The sequence below is a fragment of the Limnospira sp. PMC 289.06 genome (assembly GCF_032350395.1).
GTDB classification, from domain to species: domain Bacteria; phylum Cyanobacteriota; class Cyanobacteriia; order Cyanobacteriales; family Microcoleaceae; genus Limnospira; species Limnospira platensis.
In genome coordinates this window covers 100,807-124,131 of sequence record NZ_JARPLC010000001.1, presented here as the reverse complement: position 1 = coordinate 124,131, position 23,325 = coordinate 100,807, and the positions used below count along the sequence as shown (strand labels likewise).

Genomic DNA, 23,325 nt, shown 5'->3' with positions numbered 1-23,325 from the left:
GAGAGTTAATCAATTCCCCTCAGTGCTGGCTTAGTCCCTGTTGCCTCCCTGAGAATCGGGAGTTATTCAAGCTCCTAAATAACCCAATTTTTGTAAACTTTGAATCACCTTATCAACACTTTCCGAAAGTTCTTCGAGGTCGGTGCGACATTCAATCTCAGGATTTAGGGGAGATTCGTAGGGGTCATCAATACCAGTAAAGCCTTTAATTTCACCAGCCCTAGCCCGTTGATAGAGTCCTTTAACATCCCTTTCTTCACAAACATTTAAGGGCGCATTAACAAAGACTTCGACAAAATCACCAATCCGTTGACGGACTTCCTCACGAATTTCTCGATAGGGAGAAATTGCCGAAACAAATACAATCACACCGTTGCGAGTTAACAAATGAGAAACAAAGCCAATGCGGCGAATATTCTCATCGCGGTCTTCTTTGCTAAACCCTAAGCCTTTGGTTAAGTTAGTGCGGACGATATCCCCATCTAAAATTTCTAATTTATATCCCTGAGATTTCAGCTTTTCGGCTACAGCTTGACTAATGGTGGTTTTACCCGCGCCACTCAAGCCTGTAAACCAGACTGTTACACCTCTTTGCTCCATTGATTGAGTTTCTCCTGTCAATATTATGATTGATCTAAAATATGCGCCCCGTATCATAGAGGTGGAGCCTGTTCAAAACTCCCCGCCCAATATAATAGAGTAGTTGTTGACATTTTGATCATGAAATTCAACCAGTTGGCCAGGCTGTGAGCAGGTATTTATGGCAATTTTGGGAATGGTGAGTAGGAGTGGGGGAAAATTCCCCCAATAGTTCAACTCTAACGGCGAGCAATTCCTTCTTGGCGCGCAGTATGGGAGACGGCTGCAGCTACAGCGATCGCCACACGCTTATCAAAAACGGAGGGGACAATATTTTCAGGGCTCAACTCATTAGCTGTCACCAAAGCAGCGATCGCCGCCGCCGCTTCCAAATACATACTCATAGTCAGAGTGGAAGCCCGACAGTCCAAAGCCCCCCGGAAAATGCCAGGAAATGCCAAAACATTATTGATTTGATTAGCATAATCACTGCGTCCGGTAGCAATGATCGCCACATCATCAGTGATTAATTCCGGCTGAATTTCAGGAATGGGGTTAGCCATAGCAAATACAATGGGATCACTAGCCATAGATTTAACCATTTCCCTGGTGATCACACCGGGAACACTGATCCCCATAAACACATCAGCCCCTTTCATAGCATCAGCAATAGTCCCAGATAACTCGACAGCAAATTCTTGTTTTTGGGGGGTGAGGTCCGATCGCCCCTTGGAGAGAATACCGTGAGAATCACACATCATAATTTGAGTAGCCCCAGCTTTTCGGAGAAGTCGGGCGATCGCAATTCCCGCAGCCCCCGCCCCATTTAAAACAATCTTGACCTCCTCTATGGATTTGTTAACCAACTTCAGGGCATTGATTAAAGCAGCTAAACTGACAATAGCCGTACCATGTTGGTCATCGTGAAATATGGGAATATCAAGAATTTCTCGCAGTCGCGCTTCAATCTCAAAACAGCGAGGGGCGGCGATATCCTCTAAATTGATGCCACCAAACACCGGGGCGATATTTTTGACGGTTTCTACGATCGCATCAGGGTCTTGAGTATCCAGACAGATAGGAAAGGCATCAATATCGGCAAATTCCTTGAACAGCATAGCCTTACCTTCCATGACAGGTAAAGCCCCTCCGGGTCCTAAATTTCCCAGACCCAAAACTGCACTACCATCGGTGACAATGGCGACGGTATTTTGTTTAATGGTGAGATTATAGACCTGTTCTGGGTCATCGGCGATCGCCCGACAAATGCGACCCACACCGGGAGTATAAGCCATGGCTAGGTCGCTTTGGGATTTAAGGGGGATTTTGCTATGAATGCTAATTTTGCCGCTGCGATGTAGGTTAAAAGTGCGATCGTAAACTTTCAGCAGCTTTGATTCGGGTAGATTTTTGACCGATTCGATAATTTGCTCGGCGTGTTCTGTACTCGAAGCATCAACGGTGAACTCCCTGACGGTGGTATGGAGAGTTTGTTCGATCAGATCAATCGGACCCATATTTCCCCCAGTATTGGCGATCGCCTGAACAACACTGGCCAGCTTACCCGCTTTATTGGGCAATTGTAAGCGCAGGGTGACACTAAAACTCGGATTTGGTGTGAGATTGACCATGCTGCAATAACCATAGAAGTTAAACCGTAGATTTTAGCTTGCTATGAGAAAATCTCGATATCTCCTTTGATACAAGTTTAATTAATCATCATTGAGTCAGGAAATCCAGATAATGCTTGTGTAGTTCACCGATAGCATAAAATCAGATTAGCTTTTTGGCTAATGTCCCATTCGCTGTCCTTCCACAAATGGGGAACCATGATCAAAATCAACTATTTTCCCAAGTTAGTCTGGGCGGTTGTCCTGAGTCTATCGGTGCTGGTTTCCGGCTGCGGAGATCTAACCACCAGCACGCCTGATACTGGTACTACCGGGGCTGTTCAACAGGTCGCAGATGCTCAACCTCTCCCTGGCGGTCAGTTTAACCGATATTTTCCCAGGGGTGCCGATGGCTATAGTGTTACCTTCCGCCAAGAAAAAGAGGGATTTGCTCAAGCGCAACTTTCTCGTGGTGGTGATGCTCTGGCGCTGCTATCGATTAATGATTTGGCTAATAACCCTAGCGCCGCCCGCAAGTTTCAGGAGTCTACCCAGAGAATTGGTGGATATCCGGCGGTGACTCAGGGTAGAAACACTACGGCGCTATTGGTAGGCGATCGCTTTCAGGTTAAGGTTCAATCTAGTTCTGAGTCTTTTACTCCCAGCGATCGTGAAGTCTGGTTACAAAATTTTAATCTCTCTGGTTTAGCACAATTACGTTAATCTGTCAAGTTTTTGGGAGCAAGGAGCCTGCATTGTGAGTAAGTCTATTATTGAATTGGTTGATGAACTCCCTACCGGTGGGATAACTGTGATGGTATTGCGGGGGCTAGATTTTGCGGTTCCTGGTCAGTGGGATAATTTGGTAGGTTTTGAAAATACCGTTAAAACTATCACTGGGGAGGATGATCCGGGTCTGATTCAGGATATCAGTGAGCGCGCCCTCTGGCTTTATAATGATAAATCTCAGGGCTATCAGCGCGCACTTTGGCTATATCAAACCATTGACAGTGCGGGGACGGCTTTGGGGACGGCGGCGCTGGCTAATAAAATTAGTCAGAATGTCAGTTTTCTCGGTTTTCTGGGGAACTTGACCCCCAAAGCTGATAAAGCACAGGCGATCGATTTATCTTTAAAGGTGGTCACTGAATTGGTGGCATTTTGCCAAATTAATGGCATTCCTGGGGATAGTATCGGCGATTTTGTCGCTTCTCTGGCTAACTATGGCGGCGAGTCTATCATGCGTATGGCGGCTTTGGTCTGTTTGGATGGGTTAATTCCTTTGGGTCCTGATTTTATTCAAAAGGGGTTGAGTATTATTGCGAATTTGACTCCCTCTGAATTGGAGAAAAGTGAGGGTTTTAAACGGATTAATCCCATGATTCCTGGGGGAGACCCAGACGGAAAGTTGCATTTTGTTCAGGAAAGTTTTAACTCGGTCACGGGTTGGATGAGTGGTTTTGTTAGCGATCATGAATTGACACCTTCTAAGGTAGTTAGCAACCTCCAGAGTTTTGTTGATATCGCTGACGATAAGTTGGATTATGTGGCGGCTTTCCTAGACATGACCACTAACTACTACACTCATACGGGTATTCAGACTCTGGCGCGACGTTTAGTTGAGCGTGCTTACGCTGAGATTTAACACTACCAAATTGGAGAGACAAGACACCCGCCTTGTCTCTACTTTCTCTGGTTTCCTCATACGGTAATTACTGGAATTGTACTCATCTCTAAAACGGCTTGAGAGACTGAATGTACCATGACCTTTTTACCGTTAGTGGATTTTTTACCAATCACTACATCAGTGACCCCGCGACTGGTGGCGGTTTTCATAATGGTTTCTGGGACTAATCCTGATAATACTAGAAATTCAAAGCGGATATCTGCTAGAAGTTGGTGGGCTTGTTTTTGTAGGTGTAATCTTCCGGGTTCGTCTACCACATTATCTACATATAAAACGATGATTTTACCATGGCTGCGCCGCGCTAGGTCGGCGGCTTTTAGTAATACAGAAGTGGATAGGGGTGATGGGTCTACAGCAGCTAAGAAAACTGGATGACCTTTAACGGCTACTTTGGTGGGGTCTACTTCTCCCTTTTCTAAGAGTTTGGGCGCAAATACTTGGGTAGACCAAGCACCCAAGGGGGCGGTTACTAGAATTGATAAGGCGGCGATCGCTAAAATTATTTCCCCTCCCTCAATTCCCGCCGCCAAGGGTAAAGCACCAATGGCTGCTTGTACGGTGGCTTTTGCCATATTTCCAGGTAATAAAAAGAGCTTTTCTTGGAGATTCCAATTACTCCCTAATGTGGATAAATACCAGCCTAGTCCTCTACCTATTATCAGACCAATTGCTAGTAACAATAAACCCGGTAACAAGACATCTCCTAAAACCTGTAACTGAATGGTAGCGCCCATTAGTACAAATAAAACAATTTCTGCTACAATCCACAAAACATCAAAGCCATTGCGGATTAATCGCGCTAGGGGAGCATCAAATTCAATTAAAAAGAATCCCATCGCCATTACGGCTAGATAGCCGGAGTAGTAGGGAAAGGTGTTGCTGAAAATTACCAGAAACAGTCCTAAACTGGCGGCGATGATGATGTCTTGAACTACGTTGCGCGTCCAGGTCTGCTTGACTAATACAAATACTAATAATCGCGCGGCTAGGAAACCTGCAGCTAATCCTAGGACGATTTCGAGGATTACTTGGAATGGTAGAATTTGTAAGGATGATAGGCTAATGAAACCTAGGTTAAGGGCTTCTGTGCTTCCTGAACTTAGGAAATTTAGCAGTAGGCTAAATACTAATAATAGCAGGACATCTGATAAGGCGCTACCTGTTAAAATGGCATCGGGAATGCCTTTGGCTACACCCCAGCCTAGGCTTTTGAGGCGCAACATTCCGGGGACAATAACGGCGGGTGATTCTGCGCCGACTACGCAGCCTAATAGTAGACCTGTCATGAAGTCAAAATTGAATAGGAATATTGAGGCGATCGCTACTACTAAGGCTTCTATGGCGGCGGGTAAAAATCCTAGCCGGAGGGCGACTGTTCCTTGTTGCGCTAGTTTGGAGCGATCGAGTCCTAGACCTGCTTTCATTAAAATAATCATTACGGCTACCAGTCGCAGATCATCGGCAGCTTCTAGGACTTCTGGACTAATTAAGTTGCCAAATTCGTTGCCCATGATAATGCCAATCAAAATCATGCCAATCAAAGGCGGCGCTCCTAATCTGCGGGCAAGTTCCCCAGCAAAAAAACCCATCACTAGGATTAATATGGCACTGGCTAACATCGTTTAAATTCCCTCTGTTCGGAAAATTGCATCCTATGCACATAATGTCGGTTTTGTCAATAGGTCTAAAAATGGCGATCGCTTTTGGCCTCAAAACTCGTGCATCGTGAATTTTAACTTGTGGTGAGAGAATAATTTAGGCGACGATATAATCAGGGTTGTAGCCTCTATTTTGGCATCAAGACAGAGTAACCCCTTGGATGCGATTTATCTGAGGATACCATAACCCCCATAATCTCGTCAACTTTTTGCGAGAGATTAGCAACAAAAATGTATTAATTCTTAACAATCTTTGGAATATTAAATCTATGGGGAGCTATAGATTAGGAAAACTGATGTGATTATCTGAGGGTGACTGTTGTGGAAGGTGGGGAGGTTTTTTGAGGGAAGGCGATCGCGATCGAATAGCGATAGAATACGTTTGGGTGAATTTTAACTCAGGAACTATCGATGTCAGAAGAAGAAAAGAAAAAACCGGCCGCCAAGGCGAAAAAGGAGAAACCCCCGGCAGTGGAGGATAAGCCGTTTCCAGAGTTTATCGAAAATCATTATATTCCGGCGGTTAAGAAAGCCCTGGAGGAACAGGGAATTACAGATCTCGATGTGGCATTCGTCAAGGCGAAGTTTCCGCCTAGCCTGCAAATTGCAGAAGATTGTTGGCAGGTGACGGGAAGCTGGCAAGGTGGGGCAAGGAAGTTCAATATCTACTTTCCCCAAGAGGATATTAAGGGTCAAAAGTTTTTTTCCTGGGCGGCTAATGGTACTCAACCATCGGCGATCGAGGGATTTTTGGGAGATGAGCGCCGGATTACTTTAGATTTGCTGGTGTTTGGGGTGGTTCAGCGCCTGAATGCTCAAAAATGGCTGGCGTTGAATTAGGCTTTAAGTTAGGCTTTAAGTTAGGCTTTGGAAGAACACAAATCGGAGTGACTCATTTATGGTTGATAAAGTAGAAAAAACTGAGGCAGAGTGGAAGCAACAGCTAACGCCAGAACAGTTCAAAGTCACCCGGAAAAAGGGAACTGAACGGGCTTTTACTGGCATATATTACGATAACAAAGAAAAGGGTGTTTATCGTTGTGTTTGCTGTGGTAATGAGTTATTCACCTCAGAAACCAAATATGATTCCGGTACGGGATGGCCAAGTTTTTGGGAACCTGTTTCCGAAAATAGTGTCCGATATGAACAAGATAATAGTTTGTTTATGCGCCGGGTAGAGGTACTCTGTGCTAAGTGTGATGCTCACCTAGGTCATGTTTTTGAGGATGGACCAAGACCGACAGGAAAGCGTTACTGCATGAATTCGGCTTCCCTAGACTTTCAAAAGGCTGACTAGGTTAATGGGTTTGTAGTAAGTCTCAGGGAGAATGTTTAAGATTATCCAGCCCGGTACTTTGGGGCTGGATTTTAATTTGATGGGGGTTCTAATTGAGTTTCAAGGCGCTAACAGGGACATCATCCCAAGACTCGACAGTGCGGAGTCTGGCTACCCAACCCATTTCCTTTTGAGTTTCCGTGAGATTGTTTTGGAAAGACTCATGACATTCCATAGCTTGAGTTTCGTCACAACAAGCAATACAAGAATAGATAATACCATTGGGATCTAGCTGTTCGTTGACCCAAATTTTCATAGTCGCCTCAGTTTGTGGATTGTCTAAATATAACGCTGCTGGAGGGGAAAAGGCAAGACAAGTCGGAAATCAGGCTGAGATAGGGGTACTATGTCTATTGATAAATGATTGGGGCGGGTTCACTTTTCACGACCATTAAGGTACGGTTTAACGTACCATAAAGGGAAACTAAAGCAGTTCGGTTATTGCCATATTCTCAGTGTTTAAAACCGAATCCACGACTGAGATAAATCGACTATTCTGTAAGACAAGAGGTAAGAGATAACCTCAAGTAAACCAGGATAGAAAACAGGAGAAAAGATTATGGCACTCGTTCGTTTTGGTTGGGAACCTTTCCGGGAAGTTGACACTCTGCAACGTCAAATGAATCACTTGTTTGATAGCTTAACTACTACTTCGGAAGATGTGGGTTCGGCATTTGTACCACCAGCCGAACTTCAGGAAACCCCAGAAGCCTTACATCTGAAATTAGAAGTTCCGGGAATGAATCGCGAAGATATTGATGTACAGGTAACGGCGGATTCTATTGCTATCAGTGGGGAACGGAAATTAGAAAGACACACGGAAGAAAAAGGAGTAACCCGCAGTGAGTTTCGCTATGGTAAATTCCGCCGGGTGATTCCTCTACCAATTCGGGTCCAAAATACTAATGTTCATGGAGAATATAAAGATGGCATTCTCAGCCTGACTCTCCCTAAAGCTGAGGAAGAAAAAAATCGGGTGGTTAAAGTCAATCTGGGTTAAATCAGTTATAATCTAGGTAGACTGGATGCTGATCAGGCTGGCTGATATGTACTCTGAACCCAGAAAAACAGCGACTAGACTGCTAATATAAGAGTTAATAAGTTGGGAATGGGTAAGTAAAGGTGATCTGGCTTTGAACCCAATTCCCAATTTTGTTATCTTGTAGATAAGCTAAGAAGGAGGTGCTTGCTGATGTCATCTAAAACGAACTATAAAGATTATTATGGGATTTTGGGGGTAGATAAGAATGCCAGTCAACAGGAGATCAAAAAAGCCTACCGGAACTTAGCGCGGAAATATCACCCTGATGTTAATCCTAACGATCGCACTGCGGAACAAAGATTTAAAGATATTAATGAAGCATACGAGGTTCTTGGCGATCGCGATAAACGACAGAAGTATGATCAATTTGGGAAATATTGGGACCCTTCTAGTGCGGGACCACCACCGGGAGGGGTGGGTGATTTTGACTTTAACCAATATGGTAATTTTGATGACTTTATTAATGAGTTACTAGGCAGGTTTGGGGGTAATCCTCGCCAGTCCTATGGCTATCCTAGTGGTGGCGGTTATAGTGCTTTTGATGAGTTTGGGGACTTTTTTGGTGGCGGTTATAGGGATTATGAACAAGTGCCTCCCCGCGATTTTACGGCGACATTACCTCTGACTTTTGCGGAGGCTTTTAATGGGGTGGAAAAGAAATTTAACTTGGATGGAGAAACGATTAAGGTAAAAATTCCCCCAGGGGCGAAGCCTGATAGTAAGATCCGCTTAAAAGGCAAGGGGGGAGTTAGTCCTACTTCTGGTAAAAGAGGGGATTTATATTTGACTGTTGAACTCGAAGCACATCCGTTTTTTCAGTTTGATGGAAACGATATAATTTGTGAGGTGGGAATTAGTCCAGAGGAGGCGGTTTTAGGGGCGGAAATTCAGGTTCCTACGCCGTCCGGTAAGGTGACAATGAAGGTTCCCCCAGGGGTGGCATCGGGACAGTCTCTGCGGCTGCGAGGTAAGGGTTGGCCGATTCCTAAAGGGGGGCGAGGTGATCAGATTGTGCGGTTAAAGGTGGTAGCCCCGAAAAGTTTAAGCGATCGCCAACGGCAATTATACCAAGAACTACAACAAATCAGCAGTTTTAACCCTCGTCAAAACCTAGAAAATTGGCTGAAGTAAAACAACTCACACAAAGGAGAAGCTATGAACTCTCAAACTACCTGGGAAAATTTGGTAATTAATCAAACCGGAGAGGTGCGTGACTGGGTGAAAAGGAAATTAATTGAATCGGAAAATATGGCATCTTATACCCGTCCGATTCGGAATTTTGAACGGGATGATTGGGAAAATGCCACAGTTGTCGATGTGGAAACTATCGCCTCTGAGGTGGTAGATAATAAACCAGAAAGGTTATGGCGCAAGGTGAATGGCTGGTTTAAAACAGCTAGTGATATTTTGTGGCCGGCAATCTAAAATATAATCAAATGCTTGTTGAGAGGCTGGTTAATGCAAGACAAAAAAGGATCTAACTTTTTGGGTCGGTTTGGCGGTTATGCGATCGCCATTGTGTTGAGTGTAGGGTTAACTTTAGGATTCCTGCGATTGTTTCCTGATTGGTTAACCCCTGTAGCCCAGGCGACCATTAAGCAGGAGGTGGTAAGGGGGTCAACTACCCCACCGGAAACGGTGGCGCTTGTCCCCCAAAGGGTCGGAAATTTTGTTTCCGATGCTGTCAATCGTGTGGGTCCGGCGGTGGTGCGATTGGATACAGAAAGGACTGTTTCTACTAATATTCCTCAACCTTTTTTTGATGATCCATTTTTCCGGCGTTTCTTCGGGGAAGATATGCCACAATTTCCCCGGGAATATCAACAACGGGGACAAGGTTCGGGTTTTATTGTGGACAGTAATGGCATGATTTTAACTAACGCCCATGTGGTCAGAGGTGCGGATAAAGTTACTGTCACGCTGCGAGATGGCCGCGAATTTCAAGGAGAAGTTAAGGGGGCTGATGAGCCTTCTGACTTAGCTGTGGTTAAGATTAATGGCAATAATTTACCTGTGGCTAAGTTGGGTAATTCGGCGGAAGTACAGGTGGGAGATTGGGCGATCGCTGTTGGTAATCCCCTGGGATTAGATAACACGGTGACTTTAGGAATTGTTAGCACTTTAAACCGTCCTAGTTCTCAGGTAGGAATCCCTGATAAACGCCTAGAATTTATCCAAACTGATGCAGCTATTAACCCTGGTAATTCGGGGGGACCCTTGTTAAATGAACAAGGGGAAGTAATTGGCATAAATACAGCGATTCGCGCCGATGGTCAAGGGATTGGTTTTGCCATTCCTATTGATACGGCTAAGGCTATTAAAGACAATTTAGCCAGGGGTGAAAGAATCCCTCATCCGTTTATTGGTATTCGGATGATTACTTTAACGCCAGAATTAGCTAAGGAATTTAATAGTGATCCTAACTCGATGGTGATGATTCCTGAAATTGAGGGAGTTTTGGTAGTGCAGGTTATTCCTGACAGTCCAGCCGCCAACGCCGGTTTACGTCGCGGTGATGTGGTGACTAAAATTGATGGTAAATCCATTACTCAAACAGACCAACTACAGAAGGTTGTCGAAAAAGCCCAAATTGGGAAGCCTTTAAGACTGGAAGTTAGGCGGGGAAATGCTACGGAACAAATCGCGGTGCGTCCTGGGGAACTACAGGATGCTAATGTGAGTCGGTAACACTGGGGCTATTCCCTAAGTTGATAATTCTGAAAGTGGCGATCGGGTAATGATTACGCGATCGCTACTTTTCGTGTTTTATAATAAAATCATCACATTAGCTGGGTTTATGAATAATGCTACCAAAATTCAAAAGACGACTTTTCCTCATTTTAGAAGTCTGGACTATCCATGATTCATTTAGTAAGATTTTCGATTTTTTTATTATTATTTTAATCGTCCTCAATGTCATCGCAGTTTCTTTAGCTACTGTGGCTGATTTTAGACAAAGATATTATGTTTTATTCCAAAACTTTGAATATTTTTCCATTGCTTCCTTTACCATCGAATATATTTTGAGGCTGTGGTCTTGTACAATCGATGAACATTATAAGCATCCATTTTGGGGACGAATTAAATATATGTTAACCCCTTTGGCTTTAATTGATTTAATAGCAGTTTTACCCTTTTTCTTGCCGATGATGATTCCCGATATGAGGGCGGCGCGTTTATTTAGATTAATTCGATTTTTGCGGTTTTTTAAATTAACTAGATATATGAAATCATTAAACATGATTAAAAGTGTTTTAAACAATAAAAAAGAAGAGTTAATCATGACCCTAGGAATGGTGATAATTTTGTTGTTTTTCTCCGGGAGTCTCATCTATTTTTTGGAAAATGAAGCCCAACCGGAACAGTTTGCTAATATTCCCTTAGCCATGTGGTGGGCGGTAGTGACATTAACCACCGTGGGATATGGTGATGTTTATCCCATTACCCCCTGGGGGAGATTATTGGGGGCGGTTCTAGCCATCACTGGTATTGGTATTATTGCACTTCCCGCAGGTATTATCGCCTCTGGCTTTGCGGAGGTAATTGAGGAAAGAAAAGCCCAAAAATATGAAGTCACCAGATTTATATGCCCCCACTGTGGTAAAATGATTAATAGTAATGACCTCAAAAATGCCCGTCATCGAATCAAAAAAGAGGAGATTATAGAAGAATGGGACTAGAAAGAAGAATGTCTAGGCAAATGTTTGACCCCACCGAAGTGGTGGAACTGCGCCAGATCTGTTTTACCCCTAATCGCATTTGGGAAGCCGGACAATATATGGTGGGTGAGTTGCCAGATATTGCCTTTGATATGGGATTAGTCGAAAGGCTGCCTCCTGTGCGTGGCAATAGTGCGGATATCGATACTATTAACCCCTCTGAACATTTATTCCCCGATTAAAAAATACGAGTTATGGTTAAAGATGCTTATGGGTGGATGCAGCGATCGCTTAATACTATTCACCAGGCTAATTGGTATCGTTCCGTTACACCCATTACGAGTCTTCCCGGTCCGATAATTACTGTAAATGGGCGAGAAATGCTCAATTTTGCGAGTAATGATTATTTAGGTTTAGCAGGAGATAAACGTCTAATAGAAGCCGCCATGAACGCGACCAGTGAGTGGGGAACAGGAACCACCGGCTCGCGACTTTTAACCGGACATCGGGAATTACACAGACAGCTAGAATTGGCGATCGCTCACCTGAAAAATACCGAAGATGCCATAGTTTTTAGTTCCGGTTATTTAGCTAATATTGGCACTATTAGCGCCATAGTTAATCAGCGAGATATCATTCTCTCTGATGAGTATAACCACTCCAGTTTAAAGATGGGGGCAAAACTCAGCGGTGCGACCGTTTTTAACTATCCCCACAACGACATTAATCACCTAACCAACCTGTTAAAAAATCATCGCCACCAATACCGCAGAAGTCTAATTATAACCGACACTCTGTTTAGCATGGATGGCGATTTATGCCCCCTACCACAATTAGTAGAACTCGCCCAAGATTTTGATAGTATGTTATTAGTCGATGAAGCCCACGCTACCGGAGTTTTTGGAAACACTGGCGCGGGTTGTGTCGAATACTTCGATTTAACCGGGACTCCCCTGTTACAAATGGGAACCCTAAGTAAGGCTTTAGGAAGTCTGGGAGGTTATGTAGCAGGTTCAGCCACAGCCATTGATTTTTTGCGAAACCGCGCCCCTAGTTGGATTTATACAACGGGTTTAACTCCAGCGGATACAGCAGCCGCTTTAACAGCAGTTAAAATTGTGCAACAAGAACCCCACCGACGCGCCCAATTATGGGAAAATGTGGCAACTATTCAGCAAAAATTAGGGAATATTGATAATTCTGAAAATCCCAATTTTTCCGGCTTTACCAGTTTTACTTCCCCGATTTTATGCTACCACCTAAAAAATGCAGCGATCGCTTTACAGGTAGCCCAAAAATTACAACAGCAGGGAATTTTTGCCCCCGCTATTCGCCCCCCCACCGTCACCACCAGCCGCCTGCGGATTTCCTTAATGGCAACCCATGAACCAGAACATATTGACAGATTGATAGAGTTTATGATGGCAATTTAAACGATTATCTGTTAAACTAATTAATGGCTAAATAGGAGTTAATGATGAGTAAGATTATTTTAATTACTGGAGTCAGTCGAGGTTTAGGTAGAGTTTTGACCGAGAGTTTTATTAATTTAGGGCATACCGTTATTGGTTGCGCCCGTTCCCCGGAACCCATAGACCTACTGAACCAACAATATGGAAAACCCCATGATTTTCAAGTAGTTAATGTCGAAGACCATCAATCAGTCGAAAATTGGGTTAACCACCTATTAAAAAATTATCCTGCCCCCGATATAGTTATTAATAACGCCGCCATTATTAATCCACTTGCGCCCCTGTGGGAAGTGCCACCCCATGAATTTAATCAGGTAATTGATGTCAATATTAAAGGAGTAGCAAATGTTATCCGTTATCTAGTCCCCGCCATGATTAAACGGGGTAGCGGTATCATCATTAACCTGAGTTCCGGTTGGGGGCGATCTACTTCTCCCCAGGTAGCCACCTATTGTACCTCAAAATGGGCGATCGAAGGGTTAACCCAAGCCCTCGCCCAGGAACTTCCCCCAGGGTTAGCAGCCATTCCCATGAGTCCGGGAATTATTCACACAGATATGTTAGAAATTTGTTATGGAGAAGATGCAGCCGCTTTTACTTCCCCACAGGAATGGGTGAAAAAAGCAGTTCCTTTTATTCTAGGACTGAGCCCCAAAAAAAATGGGGTTCCCGTAACTGTCCCCAATTAAATTATCAGCCATTTCCTTGAGTAATTATCAACCCATTGAGAACCTAAAATCGTGAAATATTCCCGCCCCTATTTAATCAAACTTATCCCCATAATTGGCATAACTGCCCTATTAAGTAGTTGTGCCAACAGTACCCTAGGAGACTCCTTACAACAATCTTTAGAAGCAGATCCACAACTGCAAGAAAATCAACCTTTTCAGGAATCTACTGATACCGAAAATCAGCAAATTTCCCCCCCGGATGATTTTCTCAAATTACCCGCTAATTTCCCCCAAGAAATCGCCATTTATCCCGGTTCCAGCTTACAAGATGTTACCCTCGCAGCCAGCGATACACAAAAAACTTCAACAGTTTGGGGAACCACCGACTCCATTGATTTAGTCAAAACCTACTATCAAAATAGATTGACATCAGATGGCTGGGAAATAGTTAGCAATAGCGACCAAGAAAGTGATGGTTTGTTGGTGGCGACTAAACAGGATTTACAGGTAACAATTAACCTGCAATTGGAGCAAGTATTAGAGGGAAAAACTAAGTTTTCTATAGACTATTCTCGCGACCCACAAGCGATCGCTTCTCAACCCGAAACTACCCCCTCCGAGTCCCCAGAGTCTCCTGACCCTACAGCTACCACTTCAAGTCCTACCCCAGAATCTGAAACTACTCCCACCCCTACCCCCACCACTTCTACAACTAGCGACATTCCCCAGGAATTAAAACAGTTTGCCATGGATGTCGCCCAAATAGGTATTTTTGAGCAAAATTTTCCTAATCCTAATCAAGCTATTACCAGGGGAGAATTTGCCCGCGCTTTAGTCCAAGCTAACAATAAAATTTATGCTGATATTCCCGGTAGACAAATTCGTTTAGCCATTTCTAGTAGTCAACCTGTATTTACCGATGTTCCCGCGAATCATCCCTATTTTTCCGAAATTCAAGGACTAGCTGAAGCTGGATTAATTCCTAGTTCTTTATCAGGGGATTCTACCGCCGTGCAATTCCGCCCAGATGCACCCTTAACCCGCGAGTATTTAATCCTTTGGAAAGTGCCCTTAGATACTCGCCAAGGCTTACCCCAAGGGACTGTAGATGCCGTTGAACAACGTTGGGGATTTCAGGATGCCTCGAAAATTAATAGTAATGCAATCAGGGCAATTTTAGCAGATTTTGATAACGGAGATAATGCTAATATTCGGCGCGTGTTTGGATTTACTACCCTATTTCAACCGCAAAAAACTGTCACTAGGGCGGAAGCAGCGACAGCTTTATGGTATTTTGGATTTCAAGGAGATGGACGAACCGTTAGAGAGATTTTAGAAGTTAATCAGACACCCGTTAGTTAAGCAGTTTTTTTGTTATGTGGAAACCAGAACTATTAGCCCCAGCCAAGAATTTAGAAAGATTACAAGTTGCTATTACCTATGGCGCAGATGCTGTCTATCTGGGCGGTCAAAATTATGGATTGCGGGCTAGGGCTGATAATTTTAGCCCCGAAGAATTACAGAGAGGTGTTACATTTGCTCATCAACAGGGTGCTAAAGTTTATGTAACTTTAAACGCTTTCCTTCATGATGAAGATTTTAGCGAATTTGGGGATTATTGTCAACTATTAGAACAGCTCAATGTGGATGCAGTCATTGTCTCCGATTTGGGAGTTATGCGAGTTATTAAAAACTGTTCTAATCTGAAAATTCACCTATCAACTCAGGCTTCCTGTTTAAATGGATATGCAGCGAGACTCTGGACGAGATTTGGGGTCGATCGCCTAATTTTAGGTAGGGAAGTTAGCATCCCCGAAGCTGGTCAAATTCGGGCTAAATTCTCAGCCGAAAATCCCCAGAAAGCGCCCTTAGAAATAGAGATGTTTATTCATGGGGCGATGTGTATGGCATATTCTGGACATTGTACCATTTCTAATTATACCGCCGGACGGGATTCTAACCGAGGTGGATGTATTCAATCCTGTCGCCTTCCTTATCAACTATCTTCTGAGGCTTCCCCAATTACCTTTATGTCCTCCAAAGATTTGTGGGGTATCTATCAGGTGGGTGATTTTTTCAAACATCACATTTGTTCCCTAAAAATTGAAGGACGGATGAAATCATCCTTTTATGTAGCGATGACTTGTAAAGCCTATCGTCGGGCGATTGATGCTTATTCTCAAGGTGAGTTAACCCCGGAATTATTGCAGGAAATAGCGGCAGATTTACAGTCAATTCCCCATAGGGATTATTTTTCTGGTTCCCTAGAAACGGCGGCGGGTGATGGTTCGGTTTTTGAGCAAGCCGCCGGAAATAATACCGGAACTCATGATTATTTAGGGATGGTTTTAGATACGACTGAAGAGGCGATCGCTATCAAATTGGTAGAACCTTTATCTGTGGGAGATAAAGTCGAGTTTATCCTTCCTCATAGTCAGCCCATTAATTATCAAGTTAATCGCTTATTTTCCGTCGTGGGTGAGGAGATTAATTGTATGCGAAAAGATGGGATTGTTTGTATCCCCAAAGTCCCCAAATTGGCGCAAGTTAACCAACTGCATTTGCTGAGATTATCTCCATCTAAAGTGGAAATAACAGCCCCATACTCTATGGTTACTGGTAGTTAATTAGGGAATAATTGATGCTATTTAATACTTTTGTGGGTAGTTTAGAGGACTTAGATAGATGCGCTAGGGTAGCTAATTTAGGGGAGGTTTTATTAGAACCTTTTTTATTGGCTAGACAGGGAAAGTTAACCGAGCCAGAGGCGTTTTTTCTGGCGGAAGAGGCGAAAAAGCGGGGGTTGCGTCCGGTTTTGGTCTGGGATATTTTAATGACCGAAGGGGTGATGATGCAAATTGTCGATCGCCTCTGTTATTGGGATCTCCTAAATTTTGCCGCTATTCGAGTATGTGATCCTGGCGCGGCGGAATGGTTAATGGTTCATTATCCCCAATTACCTATTCAGTTAATTGTAGAGACAGGAAATCATAATTTTGAGGCGTTAATAGGATGGTGTCAACTGTTCGCTGGATGTTTAGAACGTCTGATTTTATCAACTGAAATTCCCGAAAATAAGTTAATTGAATATTGCCAGAAATTACCTGTACCCTGTGAAGTATTGGGGGTGGGGAGAATTTTGCTTTTTTACTCACCCCGATCGCTATTAGCTGAACATATATCAGAGGAGAATAATCAAGGTTTTATTGAAGTGAAAGCTATGGCTGAAGAAAATGGCGATCGCCCCCTTCCTGCGGTAGAAACTCACCAGGGAACTTTTCTATTTTTAGATAAAGATTGGTTTATTTTAGATCAACTAGAGGGACTAGAAAAGGCGGGTTTACATAGCCTGCGCCTAGACCTCAGACACTTCGGAAAAAATGGTAATTTAGCCCCAGATATTGACCAGATATGTGAGCAGATTTTCACCGACCCAGTAACCCTTAAAAAAAATTGGCAGACCGAAGCGCGATCGCCATTTTTTAAAGCTAATCGCACCACCTCTATTTTCTCCCGAATGAAGTCAAAATCCAAAATTTCCCATTATCGCAATGATTCATGTGTCGCCGAAGTTTTGGGGGGAGAAAGTGGTAAATATATCGTTTTCCAAGTCCTACGTCCTTTTGATATATCCGAAATTAATCAAGTGGTAATTCCCACCGGAGAAAAAGTTGATATTCCTGAAACTGTGACATTTAAAAATCTCCAAGGAGACCCAATCAAAAAAGGCGATCGTGACCAAATTATCATCACCGACTGGATTAAAAAAGTTACCCCAGGTAGTTTAATTTTACGCAATTAATCCTAGGTATGGTCAGCCATAAATTTCAGTTTAAACAGTTTACCATTTTTCAGGATCGCTGTGGGATGAAAGTCGGCACAGACGGGGTAATATTAGGAACCTGGACAGATGTAAAATCTGTCGATAATATCTTAGATATTGGGACGGGAAGCGGATTAATTGCTTTAATCTTAGCCCAACGTTCACCAGCGAAAATTGATGCTGTAGAAATTGATAGAGATGCTTATATACAAGCCAGTGAAAATATAGCTAATTCCCCTTGGCGATCGCGCCTAAAAATTCATCATAATTCTATCCAACAATATGCGGATTTCTGTGATATACAATACGATTTAATCATTTCTAATCCCCCCTTTTTTGCCAATGCTTATAAACCCAATAATCATCAAATAGCCCTCGCCAAACATAGCGACAGCCTCTCCCAGCTAGATATTTTACAAGTAACGACCAAATTATTAAAACCCACCGGGAAACTAGCAATAATTTATCCCACAGCAGCCGCCATCAACTTTCAAGACATAGCCCCAACCTTCGGATTATATTGCGATCGTCAATTGTTAATCAAACCCACAGCCACACATTCCGTTAAACGCATCATTATGGAATTAAGCAAACATCAAAAACCCTGCCAGACACACACCTTAATAATTGAAAAATACCGACACATTTACAGTGATGAATTTATCGCATTAATCCGTGATTTTTATTTGAAATATTGAAGTCTCTAATTATCATTATATGAATAGTAAGATAACTCATGGTATAATTAGAGCAAGGTTGTCAATTCCTGGGGTTATCAACATGGTAAAAATACTCGATATTTCCGTTGGTCTACACTCCCAACTCCCCACTTGGCCAGGAGGTTTAAACTTTCAACTAGAGTCTACCAAAACCATTGACCAACATGGGGTAAATGTTTCTAAAATGGCAAGCAGCGTTCATGTGGGAACCCATGTAGATGCTCCCTCTCATTTTATTAATGGTGGTCTTACTGTCGAACAACTATCATTAGAGACGTTAATCGGGCGGGCTTTAGTAATTTCAGTGGCTGATGTTACCGAAATTACTGCTAATTTATTAAATAAATTAAACATCCCCAAAGACACGGAAAGAATCTTATTTAAAACTGCTAATTCTCAGCTTTGGGAGCGAGGAATATCGGAATTTAAACAAGATTATGTTGCCTTAACTGCTGATGCCGCCCAATGGGTAGTTGATGCTGGTATTCAATTAGTCGGTGTTGATTATCTGTCAGTTCAAAGGTTTAATGATAGTCCCTTAACTCATGAAATATTACTGACTGCAGGAGTGGTTATTTTAGAAGGCATTAATTTAGCGGAAATTGCACCTGGAGAATATCAGTTAATTTGTCTACCTTTAAAAATTATCGGGTCAGAGGGTGCGCCAGCTAGGGCGGTTTTATTGCCATATAACTGTAGCAATGGCTAAGATACCAAAACTGATAATTATTAGCCCAGATACTCGATTAACCCATTGAAAAATAGTAGAATTTAAGCGATCGCGAAATAATTCAATGAACCCCACCAACAGTAACCACCAGAGGGCGGAACCCCAAAATACTCCTAACACTAACAACGTGGCATCAAAATAGTTATTGGTTTCCCCTAAACCCAAGCCAGAAAAAATAGCAATAAACCCTAAAATAGTCATGGGATTAGTGAGAGTTAATAAAAAGGTGGAAGCATAAGCACCGAGTTTATGGTTAATTTTAGCAGACTCATTAGCTGGCTTATCCCCAAAAATTTTGCAGCCCAAATAGCATAAAAATAAACCGCCCAATATTCTTAATAATGTTTGTTGACCCAGGAGTAAACTAGAAATTGCTGTGAGTCCAAAACCAGCCATAAAGCCATAAATTGCATCAGCAGTAGCCGCCCCCAAACCGGACACTAAGCCAACTATTTTACCTTGAGTCAGAGACCTCCTAATACACAAAATTCCAATGGGTCCAATGGGGGCAGCAATGGAGAAGCCAATAACTAAACCTTTAGCCAAAAACATAAGATTCATCTGGGTATTTGATGGTTGAACTATTACATGATATTATCAAATTTATCAATTTCTGAAATTATCAGTAATGTCTGTTACCGTCATTATTGATGTTGGGGAGGCAGGTTGGTTGTAAAATATGATTGTATGACCCGATATGGAAAATTAAATTATGACTAACTTCTGGGATACAGAACTTTATCTAAGTTCCGACAAAGACCAACTATTTGAACAGGAAACCTGGCCAAAACCTTTTACTTTTAATGAAGATGTGGTGCGGGTTTTTGATGATATGGTTTCCCGTTCGGTTCCCCTATATAAAGAAGTGGTTGCCTGTGCGGTACAATGGACTAAAGCCTATTATCAACCTGGTACTAAAATTATTGATGTGGGTTGTTCAACGGGGACGTTTTTAGAGTTACTGGGGCGATTTTTAAAAACACCTGCTACCCTAGTTGGTATTGACAACTCGGAACCTATGTTAGCGAAAGCTAAGGAAAAGTTATCAGGTTTAGAAGACACCCACCACATAGAGTTAATCTGTGAAAGTGCGGGAAATAGTAGTTTTGAAAATAGCAGTATTGTGGTGATGAATTATACCCTACAATTTCTGCCGGTTCACCAGAGACAACAGGTTTTAAATGCGGTTTATGAAGGGTTAGTGCCGGGTGGTTTATTATTCCTGAGTGAAAAATTACGATCGCCTTATCCCCAATTCCAGGAAACCATGACCCGCCATTATGAAGCCTTTAAAACCAGAAACGGCTATGCGACAAATGAGATTGAACGCAAAAAGGAAGCCCTAGAAAATGTCTTAATTCCCCTCACTCAAATGCAACAGGTAGCCATGCTGCATGACAGTGGATTTGCGGCGGTGGATTCCTTATTAAAGTTTCACAATTTCACCTCATTTATTGCTATCAAATAACCCCCAATGACCCTTGGCTAATTATTGATGGAAAATTGACAGCGAATAAGGATTGTTATATGTACCATGCTGATGATTATTTGGCTGCCTATGATATCGACATTAACCGTGATGGGATTCAGCAACAGCGCCAATATGCTTATCCTCGGTTATTTGATGATAAAATAAACCGGTATAGAGAAGCAGTAGAAGCAGTTGAGGATATCCAAACTCAATGGTTTGACTTGTCGGGTTCGGTGGTGAAAATCGGACGCTTGGGGGAACTTTCCGCAGACCAGCAACGGCGGTTTGAGGCGACATTAAAAACTTTTTGCCCCTGGAAAAAAGGGCCTTTTGAATTATTTGGAACCCTGATAGATGCGGAATGGCGATCGCATTTAAAATGGGAGAGAATTACCCCCCATATTCAGCCCCTAAAACAGCGAAAAGTAGCGGATATTGGCTGCCATAATGGTTATTATATGTTTCGCATGGCAGACCAGCAACCCGATTGTGTAATTGGCTTTGAACCCTACGCCAAACACTTTTGGAACTTCCAACTAATGCAAAACCTAGTCCGTCAGTCAAACCTACATTTTGAATTATTAGGAGTCGAACATATAGATTATTATCCCCAATTTTTCGATACCATTTTCTGCTTAGGTATTCTCTATCACCACACCGACCCCATTGGTTTATTGAGAAAAATGCGGCAAGCCTTAGCGCCAAAAGGAGAAATCATCATCGACTGTCAGGGTATCCCCGGAGAAAAAGCGATCGCCCTCACCCCTCGCCAACGCTACGCCAACGCCAAAGGAATTTGGTTTCTCCCCACCCAGTCCTGTTTAGAAACCTGGATGATTAGGGCAGGATTTACTAAAGTTCGCTGTATTTTCGCTTCACCTTTATCAGTAGAAGAACAACGGCGGACTACCTGGGCTAATATCGACAGTTTACAGGAGTTTCTCAACCCCGAAAATCCCCAAGAAACCATGGAAGGATACCCCGCCCCGTGGAGATATTATGCGATCGCCCAACGGGGGTAATTACTGCCAACCGCTATGATTAGGGGCGAGTTTAGCCAGATTTGCGAGCAACTAAAAAGCTGTCGATATCACCCGCCCCTAAACCAGGTGATTACTAATCCTGAGCGATTATTGCCGGACTAGAAATAACATCAACAGTTGCCACAGTTTCCGCCTGCGAAATTGCCGCCTGTTGGAATATGGGGCTACGGCTAACAGAATCATTAGCCAGGGTAAACAAAGGATTAGATAAAATCCCCGCCAGAGAGGTGACAATTACCGACAAAACCAAGCCCACCTGTAAGGGACGCATCCCCGGCAAATTCCAGCGAATTGGCGGATAATTTTTCACCACATCAGACATTTCGTGAGGTTCCTTAACCACCATCATTTTCACTACCCGAATGTAGTAGTAAATGGAAACCACACTGGTAACTAAACCCAGTAAAACCAGGGCATATAACCCCGCTTGCCAACCGGCCCAGAATAGATAAATTTTCCCAAAAAATCCAGCCAAGGGAGGAATACCACCCAAAGACAACAGACAAATACTCAACCCCAAAGTTAGTAGGGGGTCTTTTTGATACAAACCGCTATACTCACTAATTTGGTCTGTACCGGTCCGCAGGGAGAACAGAATCACGCAGGTAAAACCGCCCAAGTTCATAAACAGGTAAATCAACAGGTAAAATACCATGCTGGAATAACCCGCCTCAGTTCCGGCAATTAACCCAATCATGACAAACCCCGCCTGGGCGATAGAAGAATAAGCCAACATCCGTTTCATGCTGGTTTGGGCGAGGGCCACGACATTTCCTAAGATCATACTGAGGATGGCTAGGGCAGTAAACACAAAGTGCCACTGTTCCGACAATACAGGGAAAGCATTTAATAACAGACGAATTGCCAAAGCAAACCCGGCCGCCTTGGACCCCACGGAGAGAAATGCGACCACCGGAGTTGGTGAACCTTCATAGACATCAGGAGTCCACTGGTGGAAAGGAACCGCCGATATCTTAAACGAAATTCCCGCAATTACAAATACTAAAGCAATTACCAGCCCCAGAGAGTCACTTACTCCGTTATTAGCAATGGCTTGGGCGATCGCATTTAGGTTAGTTTCGCCGCCAGATAGACCATACAGCAACGATAAACCATACAGGAACACCGACGCACTAGCTGCCCCAATTAGCAGATATTTCAGCGCCGCCTCATTCGACCGAGGGTCTCGTTTAGCGTATCCTGTCAGCATATAAGAGGAAATACTGAGAGTTTCCAGGGACACAAAGATCATCACCAACTCATTAGCCCCAGACAGGAACATCCCCCCCAGAGTCGCTGTCAGCAAAATACAAATAAATTCTGCTAAAGCGGTTCCCGTTTGTTCAATATAGCTAACGGACATCAAAATTGTCACTGCCGCCGACAGGGCAATAATTCCCCGGAATACAATACTGAGGGGATCAGCATTAAAACTCCCCAAAAACGCCAGGGTGTTGGTACTATCCCACTGGGAGTATAAAGCCACGATAGACAGCAGCAACCCGCCAATAGCGGCATAGGGTGTCCATTTAGCAGATGCTGTCCGCCCTACAATTAGATCACCGATTAAGACCACCATCAAAGTGATCAATACAATACTTTCTGGTAAAATCGCCCCAGCATTCAACTGGGCCGCTAGATTAGAAAAATCCATAGGTTCCCACAGCAATTAAATTCACACACTTTAACATTTTGCCCCTAGGGGGACAGTCTTGGGTCTGTTAGCTCTCCGATTTTACCACCTGTTGGGTCTCTTTAGCTCCCTACCGGAACCCAAGACTGTAGGGGCGGGTTCTGGGGTCAATTACATTGGATACCAGGATAT

The 23,325-nt window shown here is 43.3% G+C and carries 25 protein-coding genes; 19 read left to right on the top strand and 6 right to left on the bottom strand.

Annotation, left to right across the window (positions count from 1 at the left end; translation table 11 throughout):
* Positions 1 to 66 precede the first annotated feature (66 nt).
* Together cysC and P5674_RS00560 are read right to left on the bottom strand one after the other, a co-directional pair.
* Complete coding sequence (gene cysC / locus P5674_RS00565) at positions 67 to 600, bottom strand: adenylyl-sulfate kinase (RefSeq protein ID WP_014273996.1); 534 nt, start codon at positions 598 to 600, stop codon at positions 67 to 69.
* A 218-nt stretch (positions 601 to 818) separates the two neighbouring features.
* Entirely contained in the window at positions 819 to 2,210 is a 1,392-nt protein-coding gene (locus P5674_RS00560) for an NAD-dependent malic enzyme (RefSeq protein WP_014273995.1), read from the bottom strand.
* A gap of 198 nt (positions 2,211 to 2,408) precedes the next feature.
* Between P5674_RS00560 and P5674_RS00555 the strand changes: the two genes are divergently transcribed.
* Together P5674_RS00555 and P5674_RS00550 are read left to right on the top strand one after the other, a co-directional pair.
* Entirely contained in the window at positions 2,409 to 2,912 is a 504-nt protein-coding gene (locus P5674_RS00555) for a hypothetical protein (RefSeq protein ID WP_006618841.1), read from the top strand.
* 34 nt (positions 2,913 to 2,946) lie between these two features.
* On the top strand, positions 2,947 to 3,834 hold the full coding sequence (locus P5674_RS00550) for a hypothetical protein (RefSeq protein ID WP_006618842.1): 888 nt from the start codon (positions 2,947 to 2,949) through the stop codon (positions 3,832 to 3,834).
* Between the two features lie 56 nt (positions 3,835 to 3,890).
* Here P5674_RS00550 and P5674_RS00545 read toward each other — a convergent pair whose 3' ends face one another.
* Positions 3,891 to 5,495 carry a cation:proton antiporter domain-containing protein gene (locus tag P5674_RS00545; protein WP_006618843.1) on the bottom strand — a complete coding sequence of 535 codons (1,605 nt, stop codon included), beginning with the start codon at positions 5,493 to 5,495 and terminating at the stop codon, positions 3,891 to 3,893.
* A 450-nt stretch (positions 5,496 to 5,945) separates the two neighbouring features.
* Between P5674_RS00545 and P5674_RS00540 the strand changes: the two genes are divergently transcribed.
* Both P5674_RS00540 and msrB read left to right on the top strand, forming a co-directional pair.
* Positions 5,946 to 6,374, top strand: coding sequence for a DUF2996 domain-containing protein (locus tag P5674_RS00540; RefSeq protein ID WP_014273992.1), 429 nt, complete (start codon positions 5,946 to 5,948; stop codon positions 6,372 to 6,374).
* Between the two features lie 58 nt (positions 6,375 to 6,432).
* Positions 6,433 to 6,831 carry a peptide-methionine (R)-S-oxide reductase MsrB gene (gene msrB / locus P5674_RS00535; protein ID WP_006618845.1) on the top strand — a complete coding sequence of 133 codons (399 nt, stop codon included), beginning with the start codon at positions 6,433 to 6,435 and terminating at the stop codon, positions 6,829 to 6,831.
* Between the two features lie 88 nt (positions 6,832 to 6,919).
* Here the strand turns inward: msrB and P5674_RS00530 are convergent, their stop codons facing one another.
* Positions 6,920 to 7,126: a hypothetical protein gene (locus tag P5674_RS00530; protein ID WP_006618846.1), complete on the bottom strand. Its 207-nt coding sequence runs from the start codon at positions 7,124 to 7,126 to the stop codon at positions 6,920 to 6,922.
* A 303-nt stretch (positions 7,127 to 7,429) separates the two neighbouring features.
* On the opposite strand from P5674_RS00530, the gene P5674_RS00525 reads away from it, so the two are divergent.
* From P5674_RS00525 to P5674_RS00465, 13 genes are all read left to right on the top strand, one after another.
* The gene (locus tag P5674_RS00525) at positions 7,430 to 7,870 is read left to right on the top strand and encodes an Hsp20/alpha crystallin family protein (RefSeq protein WP_006618847.1); all 441 of its coding nucleotides are present in this window, start codon (positions 7,430 to 7,432) and stop codon (positions 7,868 to 7,870) included.
* Between the two features lie 192 nt (positions 7,871 to 8,062).
* Positions 8,063 to 9,043: a DnaJ C-terminal domain-containing protein gene (locus P5674_RS00520; RefSeq protein WP_006618848.1), complete on the top strand. Its 981-nt coding sequence runs from the start codon at positions 8,063 to 8,065 to the stop codon at positions 9,041 to 9,043.
* A gap of 24 nt (positions 9,044 to 9,067) precedes the next feature.
* A complete protein-coding gene (locus P5674_RS00515) occupies positions 9,068 to 9,337 on the top strand; it encodes a hypothetical protein (protein ID WP_006618849.1) in 270 nt (89 codons plus the stop codon).
* Between the two features lie 33 nt (positions 9,338 to 9,370).
* On the top strand, positions 9,371 to 10,600 hold the full coding sequence (locus P5674_RS00510) for an HhoA/HhoB/HtrA family serine endopeptidase (protein ID WP_006618850.1): 1,230 nt from the start codon (positions 9,371 to 9,373) through the stop codon (positions 10,598 to 10,600).
* A 116-nt stretch (positions 10,601 to 10,716) separates the two neighbouring features.
* Positions 10,717 to 11,592, top strand: coding sequence for an ion transporter (locus P5674_RS00505; protein ID WP_006618851.1), 876 nt, complete (start codon positions 10,717 to 10,719; stop codon positions 11,590 to 11,592).
* On the top strand, positions 11,583 to 11,813 hold the full coding sequence (locus P5674_RS00500) for a hypothetical protein (RefSeq protein ID WP_006618852.1): 231 nt from the start codon (positions 11,583 to 11,585) through the stop codon (positions 11,811 to 11,813). Before P5674_RS00505 ends, P5674_RS00500 begins: the two co-directional genes overlap by 10 nt.
* A 12-nt stretch (positions 11,814 to 11,825) precedes the next feature.
* Positions 11,826 to 13,004, top strand: coding sequence for an 8-amino-7-oxononanoate synthase (gene bioF, locus P5674_RS00495; RefSeq protein WP_014273991.1), 1,179 nt, complete (start codon positions 11,826 to 11,828; stop codon positions 13,002 to 13,004).
* Positions 13,005 to 13,048: 44 nt separating this feature from the next.
* Complete coding sequence (locus P5674_RS00490; RefSeq protein WP_006617575.1) at positions 13,049 to 13,732, top strand: SDR family oxidoreductase; 684 nt, start codon at positions 13,049 to 13,051, stop codon at positions 13,730 to 13,732.
* 51 nt (positions 13,733 to 13,783) lie between these two features.
* Complete coding sequence (locus tag P5674_RS00485) at positions 13,784 to 15,076, top strand: S-layer homology domain-containing protein (RefSeq protein ID WP_014273989.1); 1,293 nt, start codon at positions 13,784 to 13,786, stop codon at positions 15,074 to 15,076.
* Positions 15,077 to 15,090: 14 nt separating this feature from the next.
* Complete coding sequence (locus P5674_RS00480) at positions 15,091 to 16,341, top strand: peptidase U32 family protein (RefSeq protein ID WP_006617577.1); 1,251 nt, start codon at positions 15,091 to 15,093, stop codon at positions 16,339 to 16,341.
* 14 nt (positions 16,342 to 16,355) lie between these two features.
* Complete coding sequence (locus P5674_RS00475; protein WP_006617578.1) at positions 16,356 to 17,516, top strand: U32 family peptidase; 1,161 nt, start codon at positions 16,356 to 16,358, stop codon at positions 17,514 to 17,516.
* An 8-nt stretch (positions 17,517 to 17,524) separates the two neighbouring features.
* Positions 17,525 to 18,235, top strand: a complete 711-nt coding sequence (locus P5674_RS00470; RefSeq protein ID WP_006617579.1) for a tRNA1(Val) (adenine(37)-N6)-methyltransferase — start codon at positions 17,525 to 17,527, stop codon at positions 18,233 to 18,235.
* Positions 18,236 to 18,317: 82 nt separating this feature from the next.
* The gene (locus P5674_RS00465) at positions 18,318 to 18,965 is read left to right on the top strand and encodes a cyclase family protein (protein WP_006617580.1); all 648 of its coding nucleotides are present in this window, start codon (positions 18,318 to 18,320) and stop codon (positions 18,963 to 18,965) included.
* On the opposite strand, the gene P5674_RS00460 is transcribed toward P5674_RS00465, so the two are convergent.
* Positions 18,936 to 19,547 (bottom strand): LysE family translocator, encoded by a 612-nt coding sequence (locus P5674_RS00460; protein WP_014273987.1) that lies wholly within the window; start codon positions 19,545 to 19,547, stop codon positions 18,936 to 18,938. The two genes, P5674_RS00465 and P5674_RS00460, sit on opposite strands and share 30 nt — an antisense overlap.
* Positions 19,548 to 19,698: 151 nt before the next feature.
* On the opposite strand from P5674_RS00460, the gene cmoA reads away from it, so the two are divergent.
* Entirely contained in the window at positions 19,699 to 20,454 is a 756-nt protein-coding gene (cmoA, locus tag P5674_RS00455) for a carboxy-S-adenosyl-L-methionine synthase CmoA (RefSeq protein ID WP_006617582.1), read from the top strand.
* A gap of 59 nt (positions 20,455 to 20,513) precedes the next feature.
* Complete coding sequence (gene cmoB / locus P5674_RS00450) at positions 20,514 to 21,479, top strand: tRNA 5-methoxyuridine(34)/uridine 5-oxyacetic acid(34) synthase CmoB (RefSeq protein ID WP_006617583.1); 966 nt, start codon at positions 20,514 to 20,516, stop codon at positions 21,477 to 21,479.
* Positions 21,480 to 21,573: 94 nt separating this feature from the next.
* Here cmoB and P5674_RS00445 read toward each other — a convergent pair whose 3' ends face one another.
* Positions 21,574 to 23,154 (bottom strand): NAD(P)H-quinone oxidoreductase subunit N, encoded by a 1,581-nt coding sequence (locus P5674_RS00445; RefSeq protein ID WP_006617584.1) that lies wholly within the window; start codon positions 23,152 to 23,154, stop codon positions 21,574 to 21,576.
* Positions 23,155 to 23,325 lie beyond the last annotated feature (171 nt).